Raw genomic sequence first — 25835 nt, 5'->3', positions numbered from 1 at the left:
TGACCAGGCATCACGGCAACAACCGGGGCACCACCCGCACGTACACCACCATCCCCACCACCTCCACCAGCGTCTGCGTCACCACGACCACCCCCGCCACCGCCAGCCCCTCCGGCAGAGCCAACGCCAGCGGCAGCACGACCAGGGAGTTCCGTGTCGCCCCCGTGAACACGATCGCCCGCCCGTCCCGCGCCCCCAGCCGGAACAGCCGTACGACACCCAGCGCCGCGAACGGCATCACGGCCAGGAAGACGACGTAGAACGGCACGACACGCGCGACGTCACCGAGCCGCCCCGACCCGTCGTCGAGCTTGGGCACCTGCGAGGCGACGACGGTGAGCAGGACGGCGACCATCAGCGGCACCATCGTCGTCCCCGCACCGTCGGTGAAGCGGCGGCCCGACAGGCGCCGCGCGGCCCACGCCTGGGTGAGCCAGGCCAGCGCCAGGGGGACGACGATCAGCACCGCGAACGCCTCAAGGAAGGGACCGGCGTCGACGACGTCCGCGAGATCCGGACCCATGAAGAGGAACAGGTACCCCGGCAGCAGCACCATCTGCGCGAGAAGCAGCAACGGCGTGGCCGCGAGGAGCCGTTCACCGCTCCCGCCCGCCAGCCCGCTGAAGACGATGACGTAGTCGACGCAAGGGGCGAGCAGCACGAGCAGGACACCGAGCCGGACAGCCCGGTCGCCGGGAAGGAAGGCGACCATCGCGGCGACGACCAGCGGTACGACGACGAAGTTCACCACCAGCGCCGCCCCCAGGAACCGGCCCGCCCGCGCGGAGCGGACCAGTTCGGCGGCGGGCACCTGGAGGAACGTCACGTACAGGAGCGCGGCCAGCGCAGGGTTGATCGCGTGCTCCAGTCCGGGACCCGTGCCGGGCGCCGCCCGGCCGACGACGGCGCCGACGGCCAGCGCACCGACGTACAGGGCGACCTGGTGACGTTCCATTCCGGTGACCAGGGCGGAAGGGGAGGGCAACGGGGAGTGCTCCTGAGGGTGGGCGGACCCTCCGACCGTACCCCCTCAGTCGTGTTCGATCGCCACCCGAGGCAGCACCCGCGCCAGCCTCTCCGGCAGCCACCAGGCCCGCCGCCCCAGCAGCTGCATCACCGCCGGAAGAATCAGACACCGAATGACCACCGCGTCGACGAACACCGCCACAGCCAGCCCGAACCCGAACTGCGTCAGCATCCGGTTCCCGCTGAACATGAACGCCCCGAACACCACGATCATGATCGCGGCGGCTGCCGTCACGACCTGCCCGGTGGTGGCCAGCCCGTGCCGTACGGCCTGCGCGGCGTCCTTCCCGCGCTCCCACTCCTCGTGCATCCGGGAGAGCAGGAACACCTCGTAGTCCATGGACAGCCCGAAGACGATCGCGAAGATCATGACGGGTACGTACGCCTCGATCGGCCCCTTCTCCGCGCCGAGGGCGCCGTTCTGGAAGACGAGGGTCATCACCCCCATGGCGACGCCGACGCTGAGGAGGTTGAGGACGGCGGCCTTGAGCGGGATGAGCAGGGAGCGGAACACGAGGAGCAGCAGGAGCATCGACAGGCCGACGACCAGTGCGACGAACGCGGGCAGCCGGTCGGCGACGGCGGTGGAGAAGTCCTCGGTCGCGGCGGTGCTGCCGCCGACGAGGAACCGCGCGTCGGTCTCCCGCGCCAGCGACGGCAGGACGTCGTCGCGCAGCCGGTCGACGAGGCCGCTCGTCGCGGCGGCCTGCGGCGCGGAGTCGGGGAAGACGATGATCGTCGACAGCCCGTCGCCGGACGACTGCGGCGGCAGCGCGGCGGCGACGCCCTCGGTCTGCGCCAGCGTCGTACGCGCCCGCCCGGCGGCGGTGGCGTCGCCCTCGGCGACCACGATCAGCGGCCCGTTGAAGCCGGGCCCGAAGCCCTTGCCGAGCAGGTCGTAGGCCTGGCGGCTGGTCGTGGACGGGCTGTCGGTGCCCGCGTCCGCGAAACCGAGGCGCATGTCGAGCGCGGGCAGCGAGAGCGCCGCGAGGAGCGCGGTCGGCACGAGGGCGGCCACCCAGGCGCGCCGCTGGACGGCGCCGGTCCAGCGGCTCCAGCGGTCACCGGCGGGCTTCTTCGCCGTACGGCGCCGTACCTGCTTCTCGATCCTCGCGCCGAACAGCCCGAGCAGCGCCGGGAGCAGGGTGAGCGAGGCGACCATCGTGAGCAGGACGGTCAGCGCGACCGCCACGGCCACGCCCTGGAGCGAGCCGAGGCCCAGGACGACGAGCCCGAGGAGCGCGACGATGACCGTGCACCCGGCGAAGAACACCGTGCGCCCGGCGGTGTCGATCGCCTTGACGGTCGCCGGCTCGCGGCCCTGCCCGGCGGCCAGTTCGCCCCGGAACCGCGAGAACACCAGGAGCGCGTAGTCGATCCCGACGCCGAGGCCGACCAGCATCATCAGCGGCGCGGTGAAGTCGGCGATCGTCGCGACGCGCGAGGCGAGGATGATCAGCCCGAGCGTCGTACCGACCGCGAACAGGGCGATCGCGACCGGCAGGACGGCGGCGAAGAGCGAGCCGAAGAGCAGGACGAGGATCACCAGCGCGGCCATGATCCCGATGCCCTCGGCGGCGCCGCCCTCCTGCTCCTGCGCGGTGCGCACCGCGTCGCCCGCCAGCTCGACGCGCAGCCCGTCGCCGTCGGCCTGCTGCGCGGTGTCGATGATCGCGCGGGTGTCGTCGACGGGGATGTCCTCGGCCTGCTTGTCCAGCGCGACCGTCGCGTACGCGATCGTGCCGTCCTTCGACACGGCCCCGGCGTCGTCGAAAGGGCTGACGACCCCGACGACGTGCGGCTTCCCGCCGACCTCGGCGAGCATCGACTCGACCCGCGCGCGGGCCCCGGCGACGCCGTCCTTCGCCTCGACGACGATCGTCACCGACGTGCCCGCCTGCGACGGCGCCCGCTCCTGAAGCAGGTCCAGCGCCTTCTGCGACTCCGTGCCCGGCAGGCTGAAGTCGTTGCGGTACGCGTCACCGACCGCCTGCGACCCCAGGCTCACCGCCACCAGCACGACGACCCACCCCACGAGGGCCCACCACCGCCGCCGGTACGACACCTGCGCGAGCCGCTCGAAGACGCTCGGCCTCCCCGGCCCGTCCGCCGTCTCGGTACGACTCTGCTCGGGCGCTGCCATCAGCCCGACCTCCCCTGCACTCAACACGCCAATAGATAGAACGCCTACATGTAGACACTCAACGCTAACACGTCATGTAGATTGTCTACGTGATGTCAGAAGCGCTACGGGGTCATCTGGACGCGCTGATCCTCGCGGTCCTCGAAAAAGAGCCCCTCCACGGATACGCCGTGATGGAGGCCCTCCAGGTGAGCAGCGGAGGCGCCCTCGACCTGCCCACCGGCTCCCTCTACCCCGCCCTGCGCAGACTCGAGCGCGCCGGGCTCGTGGAGAGCGAGTGGAGCACCGTCGGCGGACGCCGCAGGCGGACGTACCAGCTCACGGCGACGGGGAACCGGGCACTGGCCAAGGAACGCACCCAGTGGCGGGACTTCTCGACGATGGTCGAAGGCATTCTGCGGCCGGGTACGGCCTGAGGTAGCCCTCCGAGGGCGGACCGTCAGGCGGCCCTGAGGCAGCGGCGGCCCGCGACGGCGACGGTCGACAGGGGGAGGCCGAGCAGCAGGGCCGTCGTCGGCAGTCCCGTCACGCCCAGGAGCGAGTGCCCGGCCGGGTTGTAGACCGTCAGCAGCCCCCCCAGCAGGGCGAAGACACCGCAGACCGCGAACGCGAAGAACCCGGCCGCCCGCACCAGCCGCCGCGACGCGCTCAACCCGTGCGCCCCGGTCGCGACCACGATCGTCAGCGCCAGCGCTATCGACCCGCCCCCAGCCCAACTCACCACCGAATCGGCCAGGTTGTACACCGAACCGGCATGGTCCTTCGAGTTCTGCCCGGTCAGGCTGAGCAGCCACCACACCACCGGCTGAGCCAGCAGCACCCCGCAGATCAGCAGCGCCGTACGCCGGCCCTGGGCCAGCGCCAACTCCGTCTGGAACTCCGGCGCGATCCGCTCCACGGGCCCGAAGTCGGCCACCGCGCACGCCTCCGCGCACGCCCGGTCCAGGCCGCTCTCCTCGTACGCCTCGGCCGCGTCGGCCAAGCCGTCACGCGCCTCCGCGAGCATGTCCGCCTTGACCGCCCGCGGACCGCGCAACGCCCTGTCCAACTCGGCGACGTAGTGCTCGATCACCCGGAAACTCCCTGCCGCATGCGGTTCTCCACCAGCATAGGGACGCCCATCCACCGGAAGATCGGGGAAGACCCTGAGACAACCCTGATCCCAGGACGCGTCGCTCACCCCGCAGCCCGCACCGACTCCGTGATCGCCCGCCGTGATCGTCTCCTCCCGGTCCGGCATGAGCCGTACGGCACCCGGAGCGTCGTCAGGGACGGGCACAGGTCCGTCGCGCAGTGGACGCCGTCGAAGCCGACCACCGACACGTCACGCGGGACGCGCCGCCCCGCTCCCCGCAGCGCGGCCGTCGCACCGGCGACGATCGCGTCCGTACACGCCGGACATGGCGGTGAAGCCGACGCCCCCGCCCAGGGCGTCGTGGACCCGGCGGTGACCGGAGGCGCGGGTGTACGTGCCGGGGATGTCCAGGGCCGGGGCGCGGTCGATTACGCCGGAGCGCCCCGACGCAGCCGCGCTCACGGCTCTCCGGTCCCGCCTGGTTCGACGACCTCACCCTCACTGCCCCCGCCGGTGCGCCGGACCGTGTACGCCGACATGCTCAAATCCAGCCGCGGCCACTGGCGCCGGCACTTCCCGCACTACAGCAACTGGGCCCTCCCCGAGGTGAAGGCCCCCGACCCCTTCGTCTCGCTGCGCTTCCGCTCCCGGCAGGTCACGCCGGTCGACCAGCGCTCGGCGACCATCCGGGGACGACCGGCGAGACGCTCACCGCGCCCGACTGGATCCTGCGGGACTACGCGATCAACGACCCCGGCGCGCCACGAGTTCGGCCCGGCACGGACCCGGCCACCGGCAGGATGATCGGAGCCGGTCAGCACCCCCGCAGCACCCTCGTACTCCACAGGAGTTGACACACGATGACCACCCGGCTCTTCTCCACCACCCTCGGACCCGCCGACGCCCCCACCGTGCTGCTCGTGCACGGCTGGGGCGGCGACGGGCGTGAATGGTCCTACCACGCCGAGGAGTTGGCGCAGCGGTACCGGGTGATCGTCCCCGACCTGCGCGGTCATGGCCGCTCCCCGGTCCCGGCGACGGGCAACACGCCCGCGCCCATGGCGGACGACCTGGCCGCCCTCCTCGGCGACACCCCCGTGACCGCCGTCGGCCACTCCATGGGCGTCCAGGTCGTCAACCTCCTCGCCGTCCACCACCCCCACCTCGTCCACTCGGTCGTCGCCCTCGACCCGGCGCACGGCGCGACGGGCGCCGAAGTCGACGGCATCCCGGCGAGGTTGGCGACGTACGAATCCCAAGGCGCCCGCGCCGCAGCCGAGTTCGTCGCGGGCGCCTTCTCCCCGCAGGCCCCGCCCGGCCTGCGCACCGCCCACATCCGTACGGTCCTCGGCACCCCGGACCATGTCATCTCCCAGGCGTACGCGGGGATGTACGTCGACCCCGACGCGATCGGCGTGCGCCCGCTGACCGAGGCGTTCCTCCGCCTGCGCACACAACCGGCGTTGACGGTCTGGACGTCGGCGGAGGCCGCGACCTGGGAAGAGGGAACCCGGAGCTCGCGGGTCGAGCACTGGCCCGGGGTTGGGCATTATGTGCACGAGGAGCAGCCGGAGCGGACGGTACGGCTGATCGCCGACTGGATGTCTGGGGGCTCGAACCCCGGCTCCCCGTAAAGGGGTTGGTCAGCGGGGAACAGGTGAGTACGGCTACTCATGCCGACCCGTGCCACGCCGGGGACGATGAATAAAAGTCGGCGTGAGCGGGGGAGTTCGAGGGCATGGGCAGAGTCCTGGGGGCGGTGGCGGCGGTCGTCGCGGCGGTGGCGGCGCTGGTCTTCGCCTATGCGGCGGGAGCGCCGAGTGTGGTCGTGTTCGCCGTCGGTGCGGGCGTGCTGAGTCTGCTGTGGCTGACGATCCTGCTGACCCTGCCGTGGAACCTGTACTTCCGCGCCCACACCGTCCTGGCCGAGATCGCCGTCAGCCGGGAGAAGGGCATCGAGGTGTCCCCGGCGCGCGACGCGGAAGCCACTCGCATCGCCCGCATGATGCTGCGTACGGCCGTCGCCGGTCACCTCCTGACGGCGGTGGTCGTCCTCGCGGTCACCTGGGCGACCGGTGGCTTCACCGGGTACTGGTTCGCCGGATTCTTCCTGCTCAGCACCCTCTTCCGGCCCGCCGGCGCCTACTTCGGCCAGCTTCGGCGCTGCCTGCGGACCCTCCTCAAGGAGGTCACCCACCCCCGCGACGACGTCGTCGACCTCCGCGCCCGCCACGCCCGCACCGAGGCCGCGCACAAGGTCCTGGAGGAGAAGGCCGAGGAACAGTACCGGTCCCTCGCCGAACTGCGGCGCACGGTCGACGCGTTGACGATGGTCACCTACGAACGCGCCGAGGACACCGACCGCCGGCTCACCGCACTGGGGCGGGAGTTCGAGTCCACGGTGAACCGGCTCACCGACAACAAGGAGATCATCGCGGGGGTGAAGGCGTTCCTGCGGCTGCTGCGAGCGCCGGATGTGACGGAGGGGTGAGCACGCGCCCTCGACCACAGATGGCCGATTGCGGACGCCCCGACGACTAGTCTCCTCGGCGAACCGAATAGTAGGCCAGACAACGGTGTTCACCTGGGCCTGCCCCTGCATGCGCAGTTCCGCCTCGAACGGTGCCTGACGAACCGCCTCGACACCAACGACAACACCCTCTCCGCGAGCAAGGCCACGGCAAACCCTGACATCGTCCAGGACGGCGACCTCGCCCTGGGCCGCCCGTCCCGTCCCTTTGACCTTCCCGCAGGCCGAGGCCCACCTCACTGGACACCCTCCCGCTGGCGCGGGGGCGAACCGCGCGAGCGGGAGGAGGCCGACCGGGCCGCGAAGTGCTTTCCGCAGGCGTGGGGGAGAACCGGCGGAGTGGAAGGACGGCCCGGAGCACGGGCAGTGCTTCCCGTAGACGCGGGGTTAGTGCCTGTCTGACAATTCTCGTTGGGTCAGCGAGCGCCCGTCTGGCAGGCAGCCCGGGGGTGCGTCAACCACCCGGTGGACATTGCCGGCCAGGACCTACGAGCGGCGGGCCAGCAGGTAGGCGTCGAGGAAGCCCCGTTCAGAGGCCGGATCGTGGAGCAGCCGGGCGAAGGGAACAAGCCCGGCATCGTCCAGTAGTTCGGTGAGACGGTCCGCCGGCCAGCTGTAGGCCGGCGCCACTTTGTGGTCGAACTGGACTGGCTCCGGTCCGTCGGTCCCGAAGAAGGAGACCAGGAGCAGGCCACCCGGCGCCAGTACGCGTCCCTGCTCAGCGATCAGTTCCGGCAGTTCTGCCGGAGGGGTGTGGATCATCGAGTAGTGGGCCAGTATGCCGCCGAGTGCGCCGTCCTCGATCGGCAGGGACTCCATCCGCGCTTCCTGGAAGCGCAGTATCGGATGGGCCCGTCGGGCGTGATCGACCATGCCAGGGGAGAGGTCAAGTCCGAAGGCGTCCAGGCCCAGTTCGTGCAGCATGGCCGTCAGGTGTCCGGGCCCGCACCCAACGTCCGCTGTTCGTAGGTTGCCGGTCGCGCGGACCAGTTCGGCGAAGGTGCCGATCATGGCCCGGGCGAACGGCTGTGTCTCCAGTCTGTTCGCGAACAGTGATGCGTACAGCTCGACGACTCCGTCGTAGGCCGCCATGGTTTTGTCCTGATGATTCGCCACAGGCGGGACTCTATAACCGGTCTGAATAATTGATCTTGTGGCAGGTCGAGGTGAGATGGCGGACATGGTGTGGGAGCGGATTGAGCCCTTGTTGCCGCGGGCGGGTGGGCGTGGCCGTCCGTGGCGTGATCACCGGCAGGTGGTCAATGGTGTGCTGTGGCGGCTGCGGACCGGGGCCCCTTGGCGCGACCTGCCCGAGAGGTATGGTCCGTGACAGACCGTCTATGAGCGGTTCGCCCGCTGGGAGGCGGACGGCACCTGGGCAAGGCTGTTGGAGCACGTCCAGGTCCGTGACGACGCGGTGGGCGGAGTGGAGTGGAGTGTCGCCGTCGACTCCACAATCAACCGGGCCCATCAGCACGCAGCTGGCGCCCGAAAAAAGGGGCCGCCGACGGGGACGAACTGGAAGACCCGGGCCGCTCACAGGCGCGCCAGGCCCTCGGCCGGTCCCGGGGCGGGCTGACCACCAAGGTCCGCCTCGCCGTCGATGGCCGCGGCCTCCCGCTGTCCATCGTGCTCACGCCCGGCAACGCCCACGACGCCACCGTCTTCGCCCGGGTCCTCGACAGCATCCGCATCCCGCGCATCGTTGCGGGCCGGCCTCGCACGACACCGGCGCGGGTGCTGGGTGACAAAGCGTATTCCAGCCGAGCGATCCGCCACCTGCTGCGACGCCGGGGCATCGCTGCCACGATCCCCGAACGCCGCGACCAAGTGGCCAATCGGCGGCGACGCGGCAGTCTCGGCGGCCGCCCACCCGCCTTCGGCAAGGAGATCTACCGCGCCCGCAACGTAGTCGAACGATGCTTCGCCCGCCTCAAGCAGTTCCGTGCGATCGCGACCAGGTTCGACAAACTTGCCGCCCGTTACCGGGCCGGAGTCGTTCTGGCCTCGCTGATTCTCTGGCTTCGCGAAGCAACCAGGTGATCGTTTGTCAGACACGCCTTAGGGCCTGTCCGATGGGTCGAGTGACGCTCCCGCTGGAGACTCGTTCCGAGAGTCATGGGGCAGGGAGGTCTTTCGGATGAGGAGTGGGCTCGGCTGGAGCCGCACTTGCCGACGAATCGCGGACGGGGTGGACGCTGGCAATGCCACCGCCGTGTGATCAACGGGATTCTGTTCCGGCAGTGGACCGGCCTCCCCTGGCGGGAGCTGCCTCCCTGCTTCGGTAGTTGGAAGACGGTCCACGACCGTCATCGAAGATGGTCGGCGGACGGCACGTGGGAGAGAATCCTGCGAGCCGTCCAGGCCGACGCCGACGCCGAGGGCCGGATCGACTGGAGCAGGGCCAGCGTCGATTCCACGACCTGCCGCGCTCATCAGCACGCGGCCGGCGCCTCCACCCGCGCCCCGAAGATCCCGGGTCGACGCAGGACCCCGGCACGTCACCGCTCCGATGAGGCCCTGGAACGCTCGCGAGGCGGACTGACAAGCAAGATTCACCTTGCCGGGGAAGGCGGGTGCCGCCCGCTCGGATTCCTCATCACGCCCGGCCATTGGGGCGACGCACCGCAGATGATTCCCGTCCTGGAAGAGATCCGCGTGCCCCGGCAGGCTGGTGGACGACCGCGCACCCGGCCCGACCATGTCAGTGGCGATAAGGCGTACTCGTCACGCCACAACCGGCGTCACCTGCACAGACGCCAGATCAAGCACACGATCCCCGAGCCAAGAGACCAGCGGGCCAACCGCCAGCGCCGCGGTAGCCAAGGCGGTCGGCCCACAGGGTTCGACAAGACGGTCTACCGCCGCCGCAACGAAGTCGAGCGGACCATCAACCGGCTCAAGAACCTCCGCGCCATCGCCACGCGCTTCGACAAACGGGCGTACGTCTTCCACGGAACGGTCACCGTGGCGGCGATCCGCCCATGGCTGCGTCCGGGGTGAAGTGGCCCGTTCAGAGATCCTTTGCATCCGGGTAGTGGTAGCGAAGTTCGCTGAGTACGCGCTCGTCGACAGCCCTGACGTCCCACAGAGAACTGTCGAACTCGGTCAGGACAAGTACCAGCTTGTCCTCGGCGAACCCACGTGCTTCGGCGTCGATCAACTGGAGGAAGGGGGTCGTCAACGACAACAAGGTCAACGTGTCCATGCCGGCGTCGGCGCGTCTCTCCATCTCGACACAGCGAGGATCGACGATCTCGTCGAACGCGACGCGCCACGTCAGGTCCAGGCCGAAGCTGCCGAGGCGAACCAGTAGCTCAGCCAGCGTCACGTAGTGCTCTCCGTGCCAGGCAGGAAACGTGATCCCCTTCATCTCCGCCTCTGCTTCAGCTGTATCGCGTGCCATGCGACCCCCTTCGTTCAGCGAACAGTAGGCCACGTCCCTGATCAGCTCATACGACCCATCGGACAGGCCCTAGTCCCCTCACGAACATCTGGGGCCCGGCCGTCCCGGAAGTCTCCCGGCGTCTCATCCCCAACTGATCGTGCTGGGCGGGGACTTGTCGGCGGCGGCACTGCGTTGAGCGGCGGGCAACCGTACCGAGTCAAGCGGGAGGGCATCCGCAGGGCGGGTAATCAAGACTTACCTTTGCGGGCTCCCACCCCCATAGTGGTGAGCCGCACCCAGAGGAGGCCCCCCGTTGTCGCAGATCAGCGACGGTCCCGCGCGTCAGGTGAAGGCGCAGCAGGCTTACGTGGCGACCATGTACGGGCTGTTCGACGAGAGGGTCGCGCAGGTTCGGGCGCAGCTCGCGGCCGTTCTCAAGGAGCCGGCCGACGGTGGGCGGGAGGTGTACGAGCGTGATCTTGCCGCGGCCCGGCTCGCCGGGGAGATTCGGCGTTATGAGGCGGCCGAGAGCGGCATGGTCTTTGGCCGGACCGACGCCGCGGACGGCACCGCTCTGCATATCGGGCGCCTCGGCCTGCACGCCGAGGAGCTTGAGTTGCCGCTGCTCGTCGACTGGCGGGCGGAGGCGGCCCGGCCCTTCTATGAGGCCACCGCCGTCGACCCGATGGGGTTGCGGCGCCGGCGGCACCTACGGCTGGAGGGCCGAACCGTCGGTGCCGTGAACGATGAGATTCTCGACGGCTCCGAGGCCACCGCCGATGACGTCGTGGGGGACAGCCCCCTCACGGAGGTCCTCCAGGCGCGGCGAACCGGCCGTATGGGTACGGCAGTTGCCACGCTCCAGGCGGAGCAGCACGCCATCGTCCGCTCACCGCACCGGGGTGTCACCGTCGTGCAGGGGGGACCCGGCACGGGGAAGACGGTGGTCGCGCTGCACCGGGCGGCGTACGCGCTGTACGCGTTCCCGCGTGCCGCCGAACGCGGGGTGCTGGTCCTCGGGCCCAACGCCCGGTTCCTCGACTATGTCTCCCAGGTGCTGCCGTCCCTCGGTGAGAACGACGTCGTTCTCGCGACGTGCGAGGAACTCGCCGGGGTCGTGCCGACGGTGGCGGAACCGGCCGAGTCGGCGCGGATCAAGGGGAGTTCGGAGTTGGCGGACGCGTTGGCCGACGTGGTCCGGCAACGGCAGGCGGTGCGGGGCGAGTTCGCCGTCCAAGGCGTCCGGCTCGGGGAGCGGGAGGTCGGGCGGGCCCGGGATGCCGCTGTGGGGACGGGACTTGGGCACAATCGTGCCCGGCAGGTGTTCAAGGAGTACCTCGTCGACCTGGTCACCGACGCGCTGGAGCGGGACGCCCTGGAGACGCTGGAGCGCATCGACGCCGAGGTGGCCGAGGCGACGGGGCTGGATCTCGACCGGGCCGCCGCCGCGGACCTGCGGAAGCTGGGGTTCGACGAGGCGGCCGGGAGCAGTGCCGCCGACGAGTTCGACGCGGAGGCGGTGCGGGAGGGGCTGCTGGAGGATCCTCAAGTCGAGCGGGCGGTGGAGGAGTTGTGGCCGACGCTCACCGCTGAGGCCGTCGTACGGGCGCTGTTCGCGTCGGGGGTTTCCCAACCGGGGGACGAGGGGCTGTGGTCCGACGCGGACGTGCCGCTGCTGGATGAAGCCGCGAGCCTCGTCGACGGGCCGCCCGCGCGGACGTACGGGCATGTCGTCGTCGACGAGGCGCAGGAACTCACCGCGATGCAGTGGCGGATGGTTGTGCGGCGGTGTCCGGCGCGGTCGATGACGCTGGTCGGGGACTTCGCGCAGGCGGGACCGGCGACGACGGCACGGGACTGGGGCGAGGCGTTGACCCCGCACGTCGGGGCGCGCTTCGAGCTGCACACCCTCACGGTCAGCTATCGCACGACGGTCGAGATCCTGGCCACCACCCATGATCTCCTGACCCGTATCGCCCCTGGTCAGAAGCCCAGCAGTGCCATCCGGCGCGGTGAGGTCCCCCGTACGCTGACCGCCACGCCGGACGGCTCGACGGCCGCCCTGCTGACGGAACTCCAGGAGCAACACGCCAAGTATCCCGGCGAGTTGCTCGGCGTGATCTGCGCCGACACCCGTACCGAGGAGTTGCACGCCGCTGGGGTGACCCGCTGGGCCCACCTGATTCCCGCGTCCCAGGCGCGCGGCCTGGAGTTCGACGGGGTCGTGGTCCTCGACCCCGAGGGGATCGAGGCGGCGCGGGTGAGCGGGGAGCGGGATCTGTACGTCGGGTTGACGCGGGCGACGAAACGGCTGTGCACGATCGCCGTGCGTCAGCGCAGCAGCGAGTCCACGTAGTCGGCGCCGATCCCGACCTCCTCGTAGTGCGCGCGGCACATCGCGAGGTAGTCGTGGACGTCGAAGTACCCGTCGGGCTTGCCGTCCTCGTCGAGCCAGATCAGGGGTCCCTTGACGATGAAGAACGCCTTCATCGGCTCGTCGCTCTCGTAGGCGACCAGCGTGTGTCCTTCGCCGGGGGCCTCGTACACGAAGTCCCCGGCGCGCGCCGTCCAGGGCCGTTCCAGGTAGCCCCACTTGCCGGAGAGGGTGAACGCGAACACCTCGTGCGGGTGGTAGTGCCGGTTGACGAGCCCGGCTTCCTTGGCCCGCAGGATGTCCGCCCACGAGTTGTCCTTGACGTTGATCCACAAGGGTCGAGAACCGACGGTCTCCGTGAACGGGACGTAGTAGCGGTCGTCGTCGGTGGCCACCTGGGAGAGGTAGACCTCGGGCAGGGCGTCGGGCTTGAGGGAGTTCGCGATCGGCTTGAGGGTCTGCCAGAACTCGGTGCCGGGGGCTTCGGGCATGGTCGGTGTCCTTCGGGGGGACTCTGAGCCATTGGCTTTAGGTGTGAATCTCTGACACCTCAGGTAAACATCGGCGGTCGAGCACTGTCAAGGGCCGGGGGCGCGCCGGTACGGCGCGCCCCCGGCCTGGATGTGTGACGGGTCAGTTCACCTCTCGGGCGTAGGGCGCGATTGCGATGCGGTCGATCAGGGGGGCGTACCGGGAGCGGAGCAGGACTCCCGGGAAGGTGGCGGAGGCGTATGTCGTCCCGTCGAAGTTGGGGAGTTCCTCCGAGCGGAACGTCACCTTGTTCGCCCCCTTCTGGAGCTGGACGGGGACGGTCAGCTCCCAGAAGTTGTCCTGGTGGAAGGTGTGCGGGAAGGTCACCCGGCGCAGGGGGCCGCCGTTGACGGAGAGGTCGGCGTGGCGGGCCAGGGGGTCGGGGTTGTAGTGGGTCGCCGGGGACTGCTCGGGGTTGGAGTAGCGGATGCGGAGGGCGTACAGGCCGGGCTTGCCGGCGGTGATGGTGAACGTCGCCGTGTTGGCGTTGCCCGGATCGCCGCCGATCCCGGTGATCGCCGTTCCCGCGCTCGCGAGCGGCAGGGCGACGAGGTTCGCCGTACCCGCGAGGGTGGCGTCCTGCGCCTCGTACGTGCGGACGGGCAGGCGGCCCTCGGTGGGCGTGACCGTGAGGCGGTCCACCAGCGTCGGGGCCGAACTCCCCGTCACCGTCACCTTGTTGACGCCCCCGGAGAGGGAGACCGCGACGGCGCGCCGGCCCGGGGTGAGGCGCAGGACGTCGTGGCCGTTGACGGAGAGGCGGGCACCGGCGCCGCCGAGGGAGTCGACGGTGAGCGTGGCCTCGCGGTCGCCGGGGGAGTAGACCCAGAACGTGGCCGTCTGGCCCCGCCCGACCTGCGCGCCGCCGGACCCGGTGAGCGCGGGCCCGTACACGGGCCGGGCGCCGCCGCCGAGCCACGCCAGCTCACCCTCGTACACCTGGGTGCCGGCCGACGCCGACGGCAGGGCCAGCGTGAGGCGGTCGACGATCGCGTCGCCCTTCGTCGCGCGCTTGCCGTCGAGGCTCTTCGCGGCGAGCGTCAGGGTGTGCTTCCCCTTGGTGAGGTGGATCTTCGTGTCGGTGTGGTCCCAGACGACCCACTTGTAGCCGAGGGGGAGGTGCAGCTCCTGTTCGGCGGCGCCGTCCACGCGCAGGAAGACGTTCGTGGGGCCCTGTTCCCGGACCTTGTCGTACGTGTTGAGGGAGTTGGCGAAGACGCTCAGGTCGTACGCGCCGTCCTCGGGCACGTCGACGGTGAAGTCCAGGGTGACGTCGGAGCCGGTGCGCAGCCCGCCGACGTCGTACCCGCCGGACGTGTAGAACTTCGAGACGTCGCTCGGCGACCCCTCGGGCCCGTTCCTGGACCAGCCGGAGCCGGTGTGCGCGGCGTCCTCCGCCTCGTACGACCCCTGCCAGCGCACCGGCGCCGACTGGACGCCGCGTGCCTTGCCGGCCGGGGTGAGGACGATCTCGTACGCCGAGGACTCCTTGAGCGAGCCGAAGTCGACGGAGACCGTGCCATCGGCGGTGACCTTCAGGTTCCGCTCGCTGAGGAGCTTCGGCCCGGAGTTGTCACCGACCTGCCCGCTCCACTCGATCTCCCGTACCCAGGCGTGGACTTCACCCCCGAACACCTTGCGCGGCACGCCGGAGAACGTGATGTGCCCCTTGCCGCCGGACCCGCCGAAGATCAGCCGCGCCTGCTTCTTGGCCTCGTCGAGCGTGGCGACACCCTGCATCGTGTAGTTCTGGCCCGGGAAGGGCGGGTTGACGGCGACGGTGTGCCCGCTCATGGAGGCGTACGCGTTCAGCAGCCACCACTGCCCGTTGCCCCGGTTGGACTGCACGGCGGAGTCGGAGAGGTTGCCGTCGATGTTCCAGTACGCGATGTCCGCGTCGACCTTGGACTCCTCGATCGCGGACACCCACTGGATCATCTGCCCGGGCACCGAGGTGTGGTAGTTGAAGGCGTACTCGTTGATGTTGATCGGCAGCGGCCCGATCCCCAACTCCTTCTCCCAGGCACGGTACTTGGCGACACTCTGCCGCACCGCCTCCGGGTGGCTCAGCTCGTGCCAGGTGACGACCTGGGGAAGCGTCCCCGCCGCCTTCGCGTGCGTGAGGAACCCCTTCACCTGGTCGTACAGGATGCTGGTGTTGGGGCCCGCGATCCGCGCGTCCGGCATCCTGCCCTTGATGAGCTTGTACGCGGAGTCCCACGCGGCGAAGTAGTCCGCCGGGTCCGTCAGCCAGCTGACCTTGTTGTAGCTCCACTCGCCGGTCCCGAACATGTTGCCCTCGGGCTCGTTGAACGGCACGAAGACGATGTTGTCCCGGTACTTCTCGGGGAGTCGCAGGACCTGGTCGACCTGCTTGGCGATCTTCTCCTCGTACAGTTTCAGCTTCTCGCCGGGCGTGTCACCGGGCCACTGGTACGGGAAGCCGCGGTGGATGTCGGTCATGTAGATGTAGACGTCGCCGTTCGTGGAGTCGGCGAGCGGCTTGACGACCTCCAGCGCGTCGGCGCCCGGATGCTGGGGCCCGTCCTGCGCCTTGGTCGAGACGGTCCGCAGCCCCATGCCCTCGATGAGGTTGTTGGTCGGGACGTCGGGCCCGTACACGCCGTACAGCGTTCCCGAGGCGCCGCCGTGGAACGCGCCCGTGTTCGCGGCGAGGTCCACGGTCAGCTCGCCTTCGCGCACGACCGTGACGGTCGCCGTGACGGCGCGCCCGGCGGCGGTCCCGGCCACCGTGAAGGTGCCCGGCCGGGCGTACTTGTCGGCGGGGACGGCGTCCCAGGTGATCGGGGTGTCGCGGTCGTAGCCGTCGGAGAAGGAGGCGCGGGCGGCGGCCGGCAGCGCCGGGGCCTTGCCCGTCGTGGTCCGGAGGGTGAAGGCGGTCTGCGAGAGCTGCGTCATGGTGGGAAGTGTGCCGATCCGGCCCGCGACCTGCTCGGGCGTGAGCGCGGTGTGCCAGACGGCGAAGTCGTCGATCGCGCCCTTGAGGAGGGGGTCCGGGTAGAAGGACTTGCCGATGTAGCCGGCCGTCGTCGCGGAACCCGCCAGCAGGTCCCGGGCCTTGACGCTGGTCGGCGCCGAGGAGACGGCGACGCCGTCGAGGTAGGTGGTGATGCGGCCGGCGGCCGTGTCCAGGGTGACGGTGACGGTCCGCCACTGGTCGGCGGGGAGCGGGGCGTACCCGGAGACCTGCGCCTCGCCGCCACCGCCGTTGGTGGTGAGGGCGGTGCGCAGGACGCTGCCGTTCGAGGGGGTCGTGAACAGGTACGTCGACGTGTCGGTGCCGAGGTCGAAGAGGCGCTGCCAGGAGGAGGCGTCGGTGCCCCACTTCACGCGGGCCGAGACCGTCAGGTCGGCGGCGTCGCCGAGGACTTCGCGGGGAAGGCGGACGTATGCGCCGTTCGAGGTGGGCGCGCCGCCGGGCAGGGCGAGGGCCGTGCCGCCGTCGGCGCCGGTGACGGACCGGGCGGTGGAGGGGTTGACGAGGGTCGCCGTGAGGTTGTTGCCGGAGGTGTCGGTGATCCTGCCGGAGGCGGTGTCGTCCTGGTCGAAGGTGTAGTGGGCGACGGGGGCGGGGGTGTCGGCGGCCCGGGCGGAGACCGCCGGTGAGGCCAGGAGGCCCGCGCCGAGGGCGAGTGCCAGGGCGGCGGGGGCGCGGCGCCGGGGGGATCTCTCAGGGGATGGCATGGATCGCGTCCTCAATCCTTGGATGGGTGCCTGGGAGTCGTCGAACCGGTTCGAGAAGCTGACCCGCGAGCGGGGGTCGGGAGCGTGGAGGGATCAGTTCATCGAACCGGTTCGGGAAGCTAGCACCGGCACGAGTGCCCGGCAATCCCCTCGACAACGGTTGTTTCCGGCACCCGTGAAGTCGTGTCGCAGGTGTTGACACCCGCTCGGCCGCTCCCTACCTTCACTTCACGCGAACCGGTTCGACGACGCCTGACCCGCCGCCGAACCGGTTCGACCCAGACGTCGGACGGAGGAGCCCCGTGAACATCGGTGAGATCGCCCGCCGGGCCGGTGTCTCCCGGAGCACCGTCTCGTACGCCCTCAGCGGCAAACGCCCCGTCTCCGACGACACCCGCCGCACCGTCCAGCGCGTCATCGACGAACTCGGCTACCGCCCCAACGCGAGCGCACGCGCCCTGGCCAACGGCCGCACGAACACCATCGGCCTGGTCTTCCCGCCCGCCGGCGACCACTACACCGGCATGCAGCTCGACTTCATCGGCAGCGTCGTCGAGGCAGCCGCCTCCTACGACTACGACGTCCTGCTCTCCCCCAGCGGCGTCGACAGCGACCGCTCCTTCCAGCGCCTCCTGGGAGAACGCCGCGTCGACGGCGCCATCCTGATGGAGATCCGCCTCCAGGACGACCGGGTCGACCACCTCGCCGCCCTCGACTTCCCGGCCGTCACCATCGGCCGTACCGCGCACCCCGAGACGACCTGGTGGGTCGGCGTCGACCACACCGCGCTCGCGGCGGCCTGCGTCCACCACCTCGCCGACCTCGGCCACCAGCGCATCGCGCTCGTCAACCGCCCCGCCCAACTCCTGCGCGCCGGCTACGAGTCGGCGCACCGCGGGCTCGACGGCTTCACCAAGGCCGCCGCCGAACGCGGGCTCGCCGTACGGGCGTACACCTGCGGGGACGACGCGGCGGCGGGGCAGGCGTGCGTGGAGCGGCTGCTGTACGACGACCCCGCGACGACCGCGCTCGTCACCCTCAACGAGGCGTGCCTCGGCGGCATCTACCGGGGGCTCGCGCACGCCGGACGCCATGTCCCGCGCGACTTCTCCGTCACCGGGGTCGTGGCCGCGCGGTGGGCACAGACGGTGACGCCGCAGCTCACGGCCGCCGACGTACCGGCCGAGGAGATGGGGCGCCGGGCCGTCGACCTGCTCGTGGAACGCCTCGACCAGCCGGACGCGCCCCCGCGCCACCACCTGCTGACGCCGCCGATCTCGCTGCGGGCCAGCACCGGCCCCGCCACCCCCGCGATGCCGTAGCCGCCCGCCCGGCATGCCCATCGACAGTCACCGAAGGAACCCCGCGATGAACACCTCCTCCAGACAACGCCGTCTGACCGCAGCCACCCTCACCGTCCTCGCCCTGACCGTCTCCGCCTGCTCCTCGAACTCCGGCGGCGACAGCAAGAGCTCCGACGGCGGCACCTACACCGTCTGGGACCCCTACCCCCAGTTCGCCAAGGACTCGGCGTGGGTGAAGCTCCTCGACCGCTGCGGCACCGAGGCGGGCGTCAAGGTCAAGCGCACCGGCTTCGACACCAGCGACCTCGCCAACAAGACGCTCCTCGCGGCCCAGCAGGGCAACTCCCCGGACGTCCTCGTCGTCGACAACCCGGTCGTCTCCACCCTCGCCGAGGCCGGCGTCCTCACCACGACCGCCGAGAACAAGCTCGACACCTCCAAGGTCGACCCGAACCTCCTCGCCGCGGGCCAGTCCGGCGGCAAGACCTACGGCACCCCGATCGGCGCCAACACCCTCGCCCTCTACTACAACAAGACCGTCCTGAAGGCCGCCGGAGTCGACGTCGCCACCATCAAGGACTGGCCCTCCCTGACCGCCGCCCTCGGCAAGGTCAAGAAGGCCGGCAAGAAGGGCATCACCTTCTCCGCGATCGGCACCGAGGAGGGCAGCTTCCAGTTCCTGCCCTGGTTCTGGGGCTCCGGCGCCCAGCTCACCGGGCTGGACTCCGCCCAGGCCGAGTCCGCGCTGACGCTCTGGAAGGACTGGCTGAAGGACGGCTACGCCCCCAACTCCGTCCTCAACAACACCCAGACCACCAGCTGGCAGGAGTTCGCGACCGGCGACTACGCCTTCGCCGAGAACGGCACCTGGCAGCTCGCGAACGCCGAGAAGGCCGGCTTCGAGTACGGCGTCCTCCCGATCCCCGGCGCCTCGGCCGCGACCGCACCCGCCCCCACCGGCGGCGAGTTCGTCACCCTCCCCGTCCAGGACGACACCGGCCGCTACGCCACCTCCCAGAAGCTCGCGACCTGCCTGACCAGCGAGCAGGGCCTGTACGACACGGACTCCGCGCTCTCCTACGTCGCCCCCACCGCCACCGTCCAGGCCAAGCAGGTCGCCGCGACCCCGGCGCTGAAGCCGTGGGTCGACGCCGTCAAGTCCGCCAAGGGCCGCACCAGCGACGACCTGGGCACCAAGTACCCGAAGATCTCCGAGCAGTTGTGGAAGGCCGTGCAGTCCGCGCTGAGCGGCTCCAAGTCGCCCAAGGACGCGCTGTCCTCGGCGCAGGGCGCGGTCAAGTGACGTTGCAGATGGCCCGAGACCAGGTGTCCGTGGGGAAGGTGACCGAGCGCCGCCGGCCGCGTTCCTCCCAGTGGGCGGCGTGGGCCTTCCTCACGCCGGTCACCCTCTACCTCGTCCTCTTCTACGCCTATCCCCTCTACCGCAACCTCGATCTGAGCCTGAGGCACTACACCGTCCGCTCCTTCGTGAACGGCGACGCGCCCTTCACCGGGCTCGACAACTACCGGACCGTCCTCGACGACCCGACGTTCATGCCCGCGCTCGTCCACACGGTGCTGTTCACCGCCGTGAGCCTCGTCTTCCAGTACGCCATCGGGCTCGCCCTCGCCGTCTTCTTCACCCAGCACTTCCGGCTCTCCGCGACCCTGCGCGCCCTCTTCCTCGTCCCCTGGCTGCTGCCGCTCATCGTGTCCGCGTCCACCTGGTCGTGGATGCTCAACAGCGACTCCGGGATCGTGAACGCCGCGCTGAAGGCCGTCGGGCTCGGCTCGGTCAACTGGCTGACCTCGCCGTCCTGGTCGCTGGTCTCGGTGATCGTCGCGAACATCTGGATCGGCGTCCCCTTCAACCTGGTCGTGCTCTACAGCGGGCTCCAGTCCATCCCCGCGAACCTCTACGAGGCCGCCGCGCTCGACGGGGCGAACTCCTGGCAGCGGTTCTGGTCGATCACCTTTCCCCTGCTGCGGCCGGTCTCCGCGATCACCCTGTTGCTCGGGCTGATCTACACGCTCAAGGTGTTCGACATCATCTGGATCATGACCAAGGGCGGTCCGGCGGACTCGTCCACCACGTTCGCGACCTGGTCCTATCAGCTCGGATTCGGCAATCTGCTGCCCGCTTTCGGGCCCGGTGCGGCCGTCGGGAACCTGCTCGTCGCCGCCGCGCTGGTGTTCGGGTTCGTCTATCTGAGAGTCCAGCGGAAGCAGGCCCTGTCATGAGAAAAGGCTGGAAGACCGGAATCGGGCTGGTCCTGACCGGGGTGATGCTCTTCCCGGTCTACTGGATGGTCAACGTCTCGTTCACCCGGGACCAGGACATGCGCAAGAGCCCGCCGGACCTGCTGCCGCTGCACGGCACGCTCGACGGATACCGCACGGTCCTCGACGACCAACTGCCCTACCTCGGGACGAGCCTGCTGATCGGGCTCGGGACGGTGGCCCTGACCGTCGCGCTGTCGGCGCCCGCCGGATACGCGCTCGCCAAACTGCGGCCCAGGGGCGGGGGCGTGCTCAGCTTCGTCCTGCTGGCCGCGCAGATGATCCCCGGCATCATCATGGCGATGGGCTTCTACGCGATCTATCTGCAACTCGGGGTGCTGCAATCCGTGCCCGGGCTGATCGTCGCGGACTCCACGCTCGCCGTTCCCTTCGGGGTGCTCATCTTCACGGCGTTCATGTCCGGCATCCCGGGCGAGCTGCTCCAGGCCGCGAAGACCGACGGGGCCGGGACACTGCGCACGTTCTGGTCCATCGTCCTGCCGATGAGCCGCAACGCCGTGGTCACCGTCTCCCTGTTCGCGTTCCTCTGGTCCTGGTCCGACTTCGTGTTCGCGAGCACCCTCGTGAACGGCGGCGCGCACGAGCCGATCACCCTCGGGATCTACCACTACATCGGCAACAACAACCAGGAATGGAACGCGGTCATGGCCACCGCGGTCGTCGCGTCGCTCCCCGCCGCCGTGATCCTCGTCCTCGCCCAGCGTTACGTCGCCGCCGGTGTGACCGCCGGCGCGGTCAAGGACTGACCCACCATCCGCCCCAGCAACTGCTCCAGAAACGAGTCTCCCCCCATGACCGCCGCCCCCTCCGGTCCGGCCTTCTCCGTCCACGACATCCCGTTCAGCTGCTCCGGCTCCTGGTTCGACATCTCGCCCGTCGTCGCGGAGAAGACGTACGCCGACGACCTCCACCTCGTCTCGCACCAGAACGGCATGCACGGCGTCCTGCGCCTCGTCCCCCTCGACCCGGCGACCGGCGCCCGCGCCGAGACCCGGATCGAGGCCACGCCCGCCCTGCTGAGCTGGACCGGCGCGGCCGGGCGCGTCGACCTCGCCTACGAGACACCGGACACGCTGCGGCTGCGCGGCACCGGCCTGGGCCTCGGCGTCCTCGCCGCCGCGCCGACCCTGACACCGTTCAGCGGGACGTACTTCTTCCCCGACCCGGCGACCGGCGCCCACGTCTTCACGTCGTACGAGACCGGGCGCCGCTACCGCGTCACCGTCCTGTCCGGCACCCTCGCCGACGCCATGGGCGCGCAGGCGCTGGGCGGCGCCGAGCGCGGGGTCGCCGTCTCGGGGGAGTGGGAGATCGCCGTCGAGGAGATCGACACCGCGCGCCCGGCGTACACGTCCTCGGCGTCCTTCGACGACGTGGTGCGGGCCGCGCGGGCCGCCTTTGGCGCGTTCGCCGACGCCGTGGCGCCCTGGCGCTCCGCCGAGACCCCGGCCGCCGAACTCGCCGCGTACGTCCTGTGGTCGGCGACCGTACGGCCCACCGGGCTCGTCACGCGGCCCGGCGTCCTCATGTCCAAGCACTGGATGGACAAGGTGTGGAGCTGGGACCACTGCTTCAACGCCCTCGCCCTCGCGCCCGGTCACCCCGCCCTGGCGTGGGACCAGTTCGCGCTGCCCTTCGACCACCAGGACGCGAGCGGCGCGCTGCCGGACTCGGTCACCCACTCCGAGGTGCTGCGCAACTTCGTCAAACCGCCCATCCACGGCTGGGCCTTCGGCCACCTGCGCCGCCGGCTCCCCACACCCCCTACGCGGGACGAACTCGCCGAGGCCTACGACCGGTTGGAGCGCTGGACCGGCTTCTGGCTCACCGCCCGCCGCGCACCCGGCGCCGACCTGCCGCACTACGAGCACGGCAACGACAGCGGCTGGGACAACGCGACGACCTTCGACCCCGAGCGGGTCGTCGTCACCGCCGACCTCGCCGCGTTCCTGATCCTGCAACTGCACGAACTCGCCGCCCTCGCCCGCGAACTGGAGAGACCGCACGACGCGACGCGCTGGACGGAACTGGCCGCCCGGATCCAGTCCGCCCTCCTCGACCAGCTGTGGACCGGCGACCGCTTCGCCGCCCGCTCCGCGACCACCGGCGCCACCTGGACCACCGACGGCCTCCTCGACCTCATGCCGGTCGCCCTCGGCGAACACCTCCCCGCGGACATCGCCGGCACCCTCGCCGACCGCATCAAATCCCACCTCACCCCCTACGGCCTGGCCACCGAACTCACCGACTCCCCCCACTACCTGCCCGACGGCTACTGGCGCGGCCCCATCTGGGCCCCCGCCACCATCCTCGTCGAGGACGGCCTGCGCCGCGCCGGCCACGAACGCCTCGCCGACGACATCAACGCCCGCTTCCGCGCCCTGTGCGAGACCCACGGCTTCGCGGAGAACTTCGACGCGCTGACGGGGACGGGGCTGCGGGACCGGGCGTACACGTGGACGGCGTCGGCGTATCTGCTGCTGGCGGAGGCGTACGCGCGGCGCGCGGGCGACTGACGGGACAGGCGCGGCCGGGACCGGCCGACCGCCGGGACAGGCGCGAGCACCGGCCGGGGCAGCGGAGCCGGCGCCCGCATCGGCCCCGCACATGGCCGGTGCCCCGCTTGTGGCCGGACCCCCTCCCGGGATACGTGGTGGGTGCCCGCCACGGCCTGAGAGGGGAAACGGTGGCCTTCCGGCTCCACTTGACGCACGAGGACCTGCTCCGGGTGACCCTCGCGGACGGTCCCGCGCTCCTCACCGAGACCGTGACGAGCCTGCGGGTCCTCCAGCACCGCAGGCCGGGCCCGATGCTGGGGCCCTGGCAGCGGTGGGCCCGGCAACGGGTGCCGCCCTCGGTCCACGTCCTGCGCGCGATCGTCCCGCCGAGGAAGGCCGTCCCCGATTTCCTCACCCCCGCCGCCCACGCGAGCCTCGACGAAGGGCTCGACACGCTGCTGCACACGCCGAGTGCCGTCCTGCGCACCGGACTTGAGGACTTCGTCCGCCTCACCGGCTCCCGGCTGCCGCCGTGGGCCGACGGCCTCGCCGCCGGATCGCCGCGCGCGCTCGACACGGTCGCGCGGGCGGTACGCGACTGGCACGAGGCGGTGATCGCGCCCATGCACCGGCACCTGCACGGCCGGATCGAGGAGACCCGCTCGACGGCGGCCCGCACCCTCCTCGCCCAGGGCCTGGACGCGATGCTCCGCGCGCTGCACCCCACGATCACCTGGCAGGCGCCGGTCCTGGAGATCGCCTCCTCGGGCCACGACGTCGACATCCCCCTGAAGGGTCACGGCGTACGGCTGGTGCCCTCCCTGTTCTGCGGCCGGGAGGCAGCGATCCAGTACGCGCCCGAAGAACCAGTCGTCGTCTTCTACCCCGTCACCCACGACACCCTCTGGACCCCGGACACGCGCCCCGGCCCCCACGCGCTCGGAGCCCTCCTCGGCCCCACCCGCGCCGCCGTCCTGCGCGCCGTCGTCGCCGGACCCGGCGTCACCACCGCCGACCTCGCCCGCCACGCCGGGATCTCCCCGGCCACCGTCTCCCACCACACGGCGCTCCTGCGCGACGCGGGCCTCATCACGACCCGCCGCGAAGGCTTCCACGCCCACCACGCCCCGACCCCGCTCGGCACGCACCTCACACACGGCTGACCTGGACTCTTCGACCACCGTCGCACCCGATGGGCCACCGCGCCCGCCGCCCCGACGATGGAGTCACCCGCTGGGGCCGGAGGCACACGGGGGACACCGCGCCCTCCGGTCCCAGCGGACCCGACCACCTCACACCAGGGAGCCGGCATGATCCGACCCGTTCGCTCGACCCCGTGGAGAAAGGCGCTGACCGTCCTCGCGACGGTGTTCGCCCTCTCCGCCACAGCCTCCGTCTCGTCCGCCGGCGCCGCCCCGGCCGAGGTGCGCGGCTGCAAGGACGGCTACTTCTGCATGTGGCACGCGCAGAACTGGGGCGGCGGCTGGCCCGACGGCCCCGACCCGGACCGGACGTTCTTCCACTGCACCAAGGTGCCGATCAGCGGCTGGGTCGGCAGGGGCTCGTACATCAACAACCAGACCCCCGGGACGGTCGCCACCTTCTACGGCCGTGACGGCGTCACCGTCGTCGGCCGCAGCGCGGCTGCCTACGCGTCGAACCCCTCGTACGACTGGACGCCGGTCTGGTACGTCAAACCCTGCTGACGTTCAGCGGCCGGGCGGCCTGCGCAGCAGCCACTGCCCCAGCGACCTGCGTGCCGGGCGGATCACCACGCGGCCGAACGCCTTGTCGCCGGTGAGTTCGATGCGCAGGGCCGTGGGGGCGGAGTCGTCGTGGGGGCGGGCGTGTCTGACCTTCGCGTGGTGGACACGCAGGCCGTCCGCGTCCACGACGATGCCGGGGCGGGTGATCAGCGTCAGGGTCTTGCCGTGCACCGCCAGGTCGATGTGCAGCGTGGGCTGGGTGATCTCCGCCTGCGTGAAGTCGAGCGTCACGTCGCACCACTGCGTCGCCAGTTCCAGGCGGCGCGGTACCACCCAGCGGCCCACCCGCTCGACGTCGCTGAACGTCTGCTCGATGCGCAGGACGTCCTTGACGTCGGCGACGGCCGTGCCGGAGGACACCGAGACCGGCGGCAGGTCGGCGGTGAGCGCGGCCAGGTCGGCCACCGTGCGGGCCGAGAGGGCGAGTTCGATGCGCTCGTCCAGCTCGGCGGCGGTGAGGCGGCCGTCACCCGCGGAGATCCGCAGGACGTCCACCACCCGGTCCCGGTCGGCGTGGGAGGCCCGCAGCCTTCCGGCGGCCGAACTCTCTTCCGGCATCGCTTCCATCCCGTTCCCTTCGGCGTGGCTCGCTGACTAACGCTATATCGCGATGGCGGGCGGCGCGGCCACTCGTACAGGCCGTCCTCGACGCGGCGCCCGGGTACCCGGACCGCCCGCCGTCGTAGGGGCATGACCCAGATACGCCAGAAACCCGCCACGAGATGATCTTGGAGACCGGAGGTCTCGCTACGGGGTGTTGCTCGCGAGGGCGGTGACGCGGTTCTCGTACTCGCGGCGCGCCTTGCGCTGGGCCGGGATCGCTGAGGCGTCCGGGATGTCGTCGAGGGACTGGCAGCGGATGAGGAGCCGGCGGTGGACCGCGGGGGTGGCGCTGACGCGCAGGGTGTAGCCCTGGCCGCGTCGTACGGCCACCCCTTGGTCGAGCGCGACGCGCTCGGCAGGTTCCAGGCCGGCGGCCCGGAGGAAGTCGGCGACCTTGCCGGGCATGTCGAGGACGACCGGCAGCTCCGGGGCCGGGGCGATTGGGTCGGCGGCCGTGTATTCGGGCAGGAGGTCGGCGACGGCGGTGCGGATGGCGCCGCGGCTGACGCCGTGGTCGCGGGCGAGGGCGGCGATGGAGCGGCCTTCCAGGTACGTCGCGCGCACGACGTCGGTCTTGTCGGCCGGGACGGC

General features: G+C 70.9%; 23 protein-coding genes and 1 pseudogene. 13 read left to right on the top strand and 11 right to left on the bottom strand.

What is annotated here, in order from left to right; translation table 11 throughout:
* Nucleotides 1-10 precede the first annotated feature (10 nt).
* Nucleotides 11-955 carry an arsenic resistance protein gene (locus tag PV682_RS28080; RefSeq protein WP_319734585.1) on the bottom strand — a complete coding sequence of 315 codons (945 nt, stop codon included), beginning with the start codon at nucleotides 953-955 and terminating at the stop codon, nucleotides 11-13.
* Between the two features lie 75 nt (nucleotides 956-1030).
* Nucleotides 1031-3169 (bottom strand): MMPL family transporter, encoded by a 2139-nt coding sequence (locus PV682_RS28075; protein ID WP_319734584.1) that lies wholly within the window; start codon nucleotides 3167-3169, stop codon nucleotides 1031-1033.
* 89 nt (nucleotides 3170-3258) lie between these two features.
* On the opposite strand from PV682_RS28075, the gene PV682_RS28070 reads away from it, so the two are divergent.
* Nucleotides 3259-3585, top strand: coding sequence for a PadR family transcriptional regulator (locus PV682_RS28070; RefSeq protein ID WP_055721870.1), 327 nt, complete (start codon nucleotides 3259-3261; stop codon nucleotides 3583-3585).
* A 23-nt stretch (nucleotides 3586-3608) separates the two neighbouring features.
* Here the strand turns inward: PV682_RS28070 and PV682_RS28065 are convergent, their stop codons facing one another.
* The 3 genes from PV682_RS28065 to PV682_RS28055 form a co-directional block, all read right to left on the bottom strand.
* Nucleotides 3609-4241, bottom strand: a complete 633-nt coding sequence (locus PV682_RS28065; protein WP_319734583.1) for a permease prefix domain 1-containing protein — start codon at nucleotides 4239-4241, stop codon at nucleotides 3609-3611.
* Nucleotides 4242-4345: 104 nt separating this feature from the next.
* Nucleotides 4346-4525 carry a substrate-binding domain-containing protein gene (locus tag PV682_RS28060; protein WP_319734620.1) on the bottom strand — a complete coding sequence of 60 codons (180 nt, stop codon included), beginning with the start codon at nucleotides 4523-4525 and terminating at the stop codon, nucleotides 4346-4348.
* A complete protein-coding gene (locus tag PV682_RS28055) occupies nucleotides 4494-4706 on the bottom strand; it encodes a hypothetical protein (protein WP_319734582.1) in 213 nt (70 codons plus the stop codon). The genes PV682_RS28060 and PV682_RS28055 overlap by 32 nt, the downstream gene beginning before the upstream one ends.
* Nucleotides 4707-5104: 398 nt before the next feature.
* On the opposite strand from PV682_RS28055, the gene PV682_RS28050 reads away from it, so the two are divergent.
* Both PV682_RS28050 and PV682_RS28045 read left to right on the top strand, forming a co-directional pair.
* Nucleotides 5105-5878: an alpha/beta fold hydrolase gene (locus PV682_RS28050; protein ID WP_319734581.1), complete on the top strand. Its 774-nt coding sequence runs from the start codon at nucleotides 5105-5107 to the stop codon at nucleotides 5876-5878.
* Between the two features lie 104 nt (nucleotides 5879-5982).
* Nucleotides 5983-6735, top strand: a complete 753-nt coding sequence (locus PV682_RS28045) for a hypothetical protein (RefSeq protein WP_319734580.1) — start codon at nucleotides 5983-5985, stop codon at nucleotides 6733-6735.
* Nucleotides 6736-7260: 525 nt separating this feature from the next.
* Here the strand turns inward: PV682_RS28045 and PV682_RS28040 are convergent.
* Entirely contained in the window at nucleotides 7261-7890 is a 630-nt protein-coding gene (locus PV682_RS28040; RefSeq protein ID WP_319734579.1) for a class I SAM-dependent methyltransferase, read from the bottom strand.
* A gap of 37 nt (nucleotides 7891-7927) precedes the next feature.
* On the opposite strand from PV682_RS28040, the pseudogene PV682_RS28035 reads away from it, so the two are divergent.
* Nucleotides 7928-8839, top strand: a pseudogene (locus tag PV682_RS28035) (IS5 family transposase).
* Nucleotides 8840-8892: 53 nt separating this feature from the next.
* A complete protein-coding gene (locus PV682_RS28030) occupies nucleotides 8893-9777 on the top strand; it encodes an IS5 family transposase (RefSeq protein ID WP_319734578.1) in 885 nt (294 codons plus the stop codon).
* A 10-nt stretch (nucleotides 9778-9787) separates the two neighbouring features.
* Here PV682_RS28030 and PV682_RS28025 read toward each other — a convergent pair whose 3' ends face one another.
* Nucleotides 9788-10180: a hypothetical protein gene (locus PV682_RS28025; RefSeq protein WP_319734577.1), complete on the bottom strand. Its 393-nt coding sequence runs from the start codon at nucleotides 10178-10180 to the stop codon at nucleotides 9788-9790.
* 295 nt (nucleotides 10181-10475) lie between these two features.
* On the opposite strand from PV682_RS28025, the gene PV682_RS28020 reads away from it, so the two are divergent.
* Entirely contained in the window at nucleotides 10476-12518 is a 2043-nt protein-coding gene (locus PV682_RS28020) for a HelD family protein (RefSeq protein ID WP_407705751.1), read from the top strand.
* On the opposite strand, the gene PV682_RS28015 is transcribed toward PV682_RS28020, so the two are convergent.
* The gene (locus PV682_RS28015; protein WP_109363080.1) at nucleotides 12494-13027 is read right to left on the bottom strand and encodes a 2,4'-dihydroxyacetophenone dioxygenase family protein; all 534 of its coding nucleotides are present in this window, start codon (nucleotides 13025-13027) and stop codon (nucleotides 12494-12496) included. The genes PV682_RS28020 and PV682_RS28015 overlap by 25 nt on opposite strands.
* A gap of 142 nt (nucleotides 13028-13169) precedes the next feature.
* On the bottom strand, nucleotides 13170-16772 hold the full coding sequence (locus PV682_RS28010; RefSeq protein ID WP_319734576.1) for a LamG-like jellyroll fold domain-containing protein: 3603 nt from the start codon (nucleotides 16770-16772) through the stop codon (nucleotides 13170-13172).
* A gap of 302 nt (nucleotides 16773-17074) precedes the next feature.
* Between PV682_RS28010 and PV682_RS28005 the strand changes: the two genes are divergently transcribed.
* The 7 genes from PV682_RS28005 (at nucleotide 17075) to PV682_RS27975 (ending at nucleotide 24581) form a co-directional block, all read left to right on the top strand.
* Complete coding sequence (locus PV682_RS28005) at nucleotides 17075-18094, top strand: LacI family DNA-binding transcriptional regulator (RefSeq protein WP_319734575.1); 1020 nt, start codon at nucleotides 17075-17077, stop codon at nucleotides 18092-18094.
* Nucleotides 18095-18140: 46 nt separating this feature from the next.
* A complete protein-coding gene (locus PV682_RS28000; RefSeq protein ID WP_319734574.1) occupies nucleotides 18141-19379 on the top strand; it encodes a sugar ABC transporter substrate-binding protein in 1239 nt (412 codons plus the stop codon).
* An 8-nt stretch (nucleotides 19380-19387) separates the two neighbouring features.
* Nucleotides 19388-20317: a carbohydrate ABC transporter permease gene (locus PV682_RS27995; protein ID WP_319734573.1), complete on the top strand. Its 930-nt coding sequence runs from the start codon at nucleotides 19388-19390 to the stop codon at nucleotides 20315-20317.
* A complete protein-coding gene (locus PV682_RS27990; RefSeq protein ID WP_319734572.1) occupies nucleotides 20314-21123 on the top strand; it encodes a carbohydrate ABC transporter permease in 810 nt (269 codons plus the stop codon). Before PV682_RS27995 ends, PV682_RS27990 begins: the two co-directional genes overlap by 4 nt.
* 45 nt (nucleotides 21124-21168) lie before the next feature.
* Entirely contained in the window at nucleotides 21169-22893 is a 1725-nt protein-coding gene (locus PV682_RS27985) for an amylo-alpha-1,6-glucosidase (RefSeq protein ID WP_319734571.1), read from the top strand.
* A gap of 170 nt (nucleotides 22894-23063) precedes the next feature.
* Nucleotides 23064-24038 (top strand): ArsR/SmtB family transcription factor, encoded by a 975-nt coding sequence (locus PV682_RS27980; RefSeq protein ID WP_319734570.1) that lies wholly within the window; start codon nucleotides 23064-23066, stop codon nucleotides 24036-24038.
* 147 nt (nucleotides 24039-24185) lie between these two features.
* On the top strand, nucleotides 24186-24581 hold the full coding sequence (locus tag PV682_RS27975; RefSeq protein ID WP_319734569.1) for a hypothetical protein: 396 nt from the start codon (nucleotides 24186-24188) through the stop codon (nucleotides 24579-24581).
* 3 nt (nucleotides 24582-24584) lie between these two features.
* Here the strand turns inward: PV682_RS27975 and PV682_RS27970 are convergent, their stop codons facing one another.
* Both PV682_RS27970 and PV682_RS27965 read right to left on the bottom strand, forming a co-directional pair.
* Nucleotides 24585-25199 carry a DUF1707 SHOCT-like domain-containing protein gene (locus PV682_RS27970; RefSeq protein ID WP_319734618.1) on the bottom strand — a complete coding sequence of 205 codons (615 nt, stop codon included), beginning with the start codon at nucleotides 25197-25199 and terminating at the stop codon, nucleotides 24585-24587.
* Nucleotides 25200-25388: 189 nt separating this feature from the next.
* Nucleotides 25389-25808 carry a resolvase gene (locus PV682_RS27965; protein WP_319734568.1) on the bottom strand — a complete coding sequence of 140 codons (420 nt, stop codon included), beginning with the start codon at nucleotides 25806-25808 and terminating at the stop codon, nucleotides 25389-25391.
* Nucleotides 25809-25835: the final 27 nt, after the last annotated feature.

Source organism: Streptomyces niveiscabiei (assembly GCF_033794345.1).
GTDB lineage: Bacteria > Actinomycetota > Actinomycetes > Streptomycetales > Streptomycetaceae > Streptomyces > Streptomyces niveiscabiei.
Note: the sequence above shows the minus strand (reverse complement) of the source record. Positions and strands in the feature narration are given on the sequence as shown.

Excerpts from the sequence above, each read along its gene's own strand:
- PV682_RS28080 (WP_319734585.1), bottom strand. The coding sequence starts at position 955 with ATGGAACGTCACCAGGTCGCCCTGTACGTCGGTGCGCTGGCCGTCGGC.
- PV682_RS28075 (WP_319734584.1), bottom strand. The coding sequence starts at position 3,169 with ATGGCAGCGCCCGAGCAGAGTCGTACCGAGACGGCGGACGGGCCGGGG.
- PV682_RS28050 (WP_319734581.1), top strand. The coding sequence starts at position 5,105 with ATGACCACCCGGCTCTTCTCCACCACCCTCGGACCCGCCGACGCCCCC.
- PV682_RS28045 (WP_319734580.1), top strand. The coding sequence starts at position 5,983 with ATGGGCAGAGTCCTGGGGGCGGTGGCGGCGGTCGTCGCGGCGGTGGCG.
- PV682_RS28030 (WP_319734578.1), top strand. The coding sequence starts at position 8,893 with ATGGGGCAGGGAGGTCTTTCGGATGAGGAGTGGGCTCGGCTGGAGCCG.
- PV682_RS28025 (WP_319734577.1), bottom strand. The coding sequence starts at position 10,180 with ATGGCACGCGATACAGCTGAAGCAGAGGCGGAGATGAAGGGGATCACG.
- PV682_RS28015 (WP_109363080.1), bottom strand. The coding sequence starts at position 13,027 with ATGCCCGAAGCCCCCGGCACCGAGTTCTGGCAGACCCTCAAGCCGATC.
- PV682_RS28010 (WP_319734576.1), bottom strand. The coding sequence starts at position 16,772 with ATGCCATCCCCTGAGAGATCCCCCCGGCGCCGCGCCCCCGCCGCCCTG.
- PV682_RS28000 (WP_319734574.1), top strand. The coding sequence starts at position 18,141 with ATGAACACCTCCTCCAGACAACGCCGTCTGACCGCAGCCACCCTCACC.
- PV682_RS27995 (WP_319734573.1), top strand. The coding sequence starts at position 19,388 with ATGGCCCGAGACCAGGTGTCCGTGGGGAAGGTGACCGAGCGCCGCCGG.
- PV682_RS27990 (WP_319734572.1), top strand. The coding sequence starts at position 20,314 with ATGAGAAAAGGCTGGAAGACCGGAATCGGGCTGGTCCTGACCGGGGTG.
- PV682_RS27985 (WP_319734571.1), top strand. The coding sequence starts at position 21,169 with ATGACCGCCGCCCCCTCCGGTCCGGCCTTCTCCGTCCACGACATCCCG.
- PV682_RS27975 (WP_319734569.1), top strand. The coding sequence starts at position 24,186 with ATGATCCGACCCGTTCGCTCGACCCCGTGGAGAAAGGCGCTGACCGTC.
- PV682_RS27970 (WP_319734618.1), bottom strand. The coding sequence starts at position 25,199 with ATGCCGGAAGAGAGTTCGGCCGCCGGAAGGCTGCGGGCCTCCCACGCC.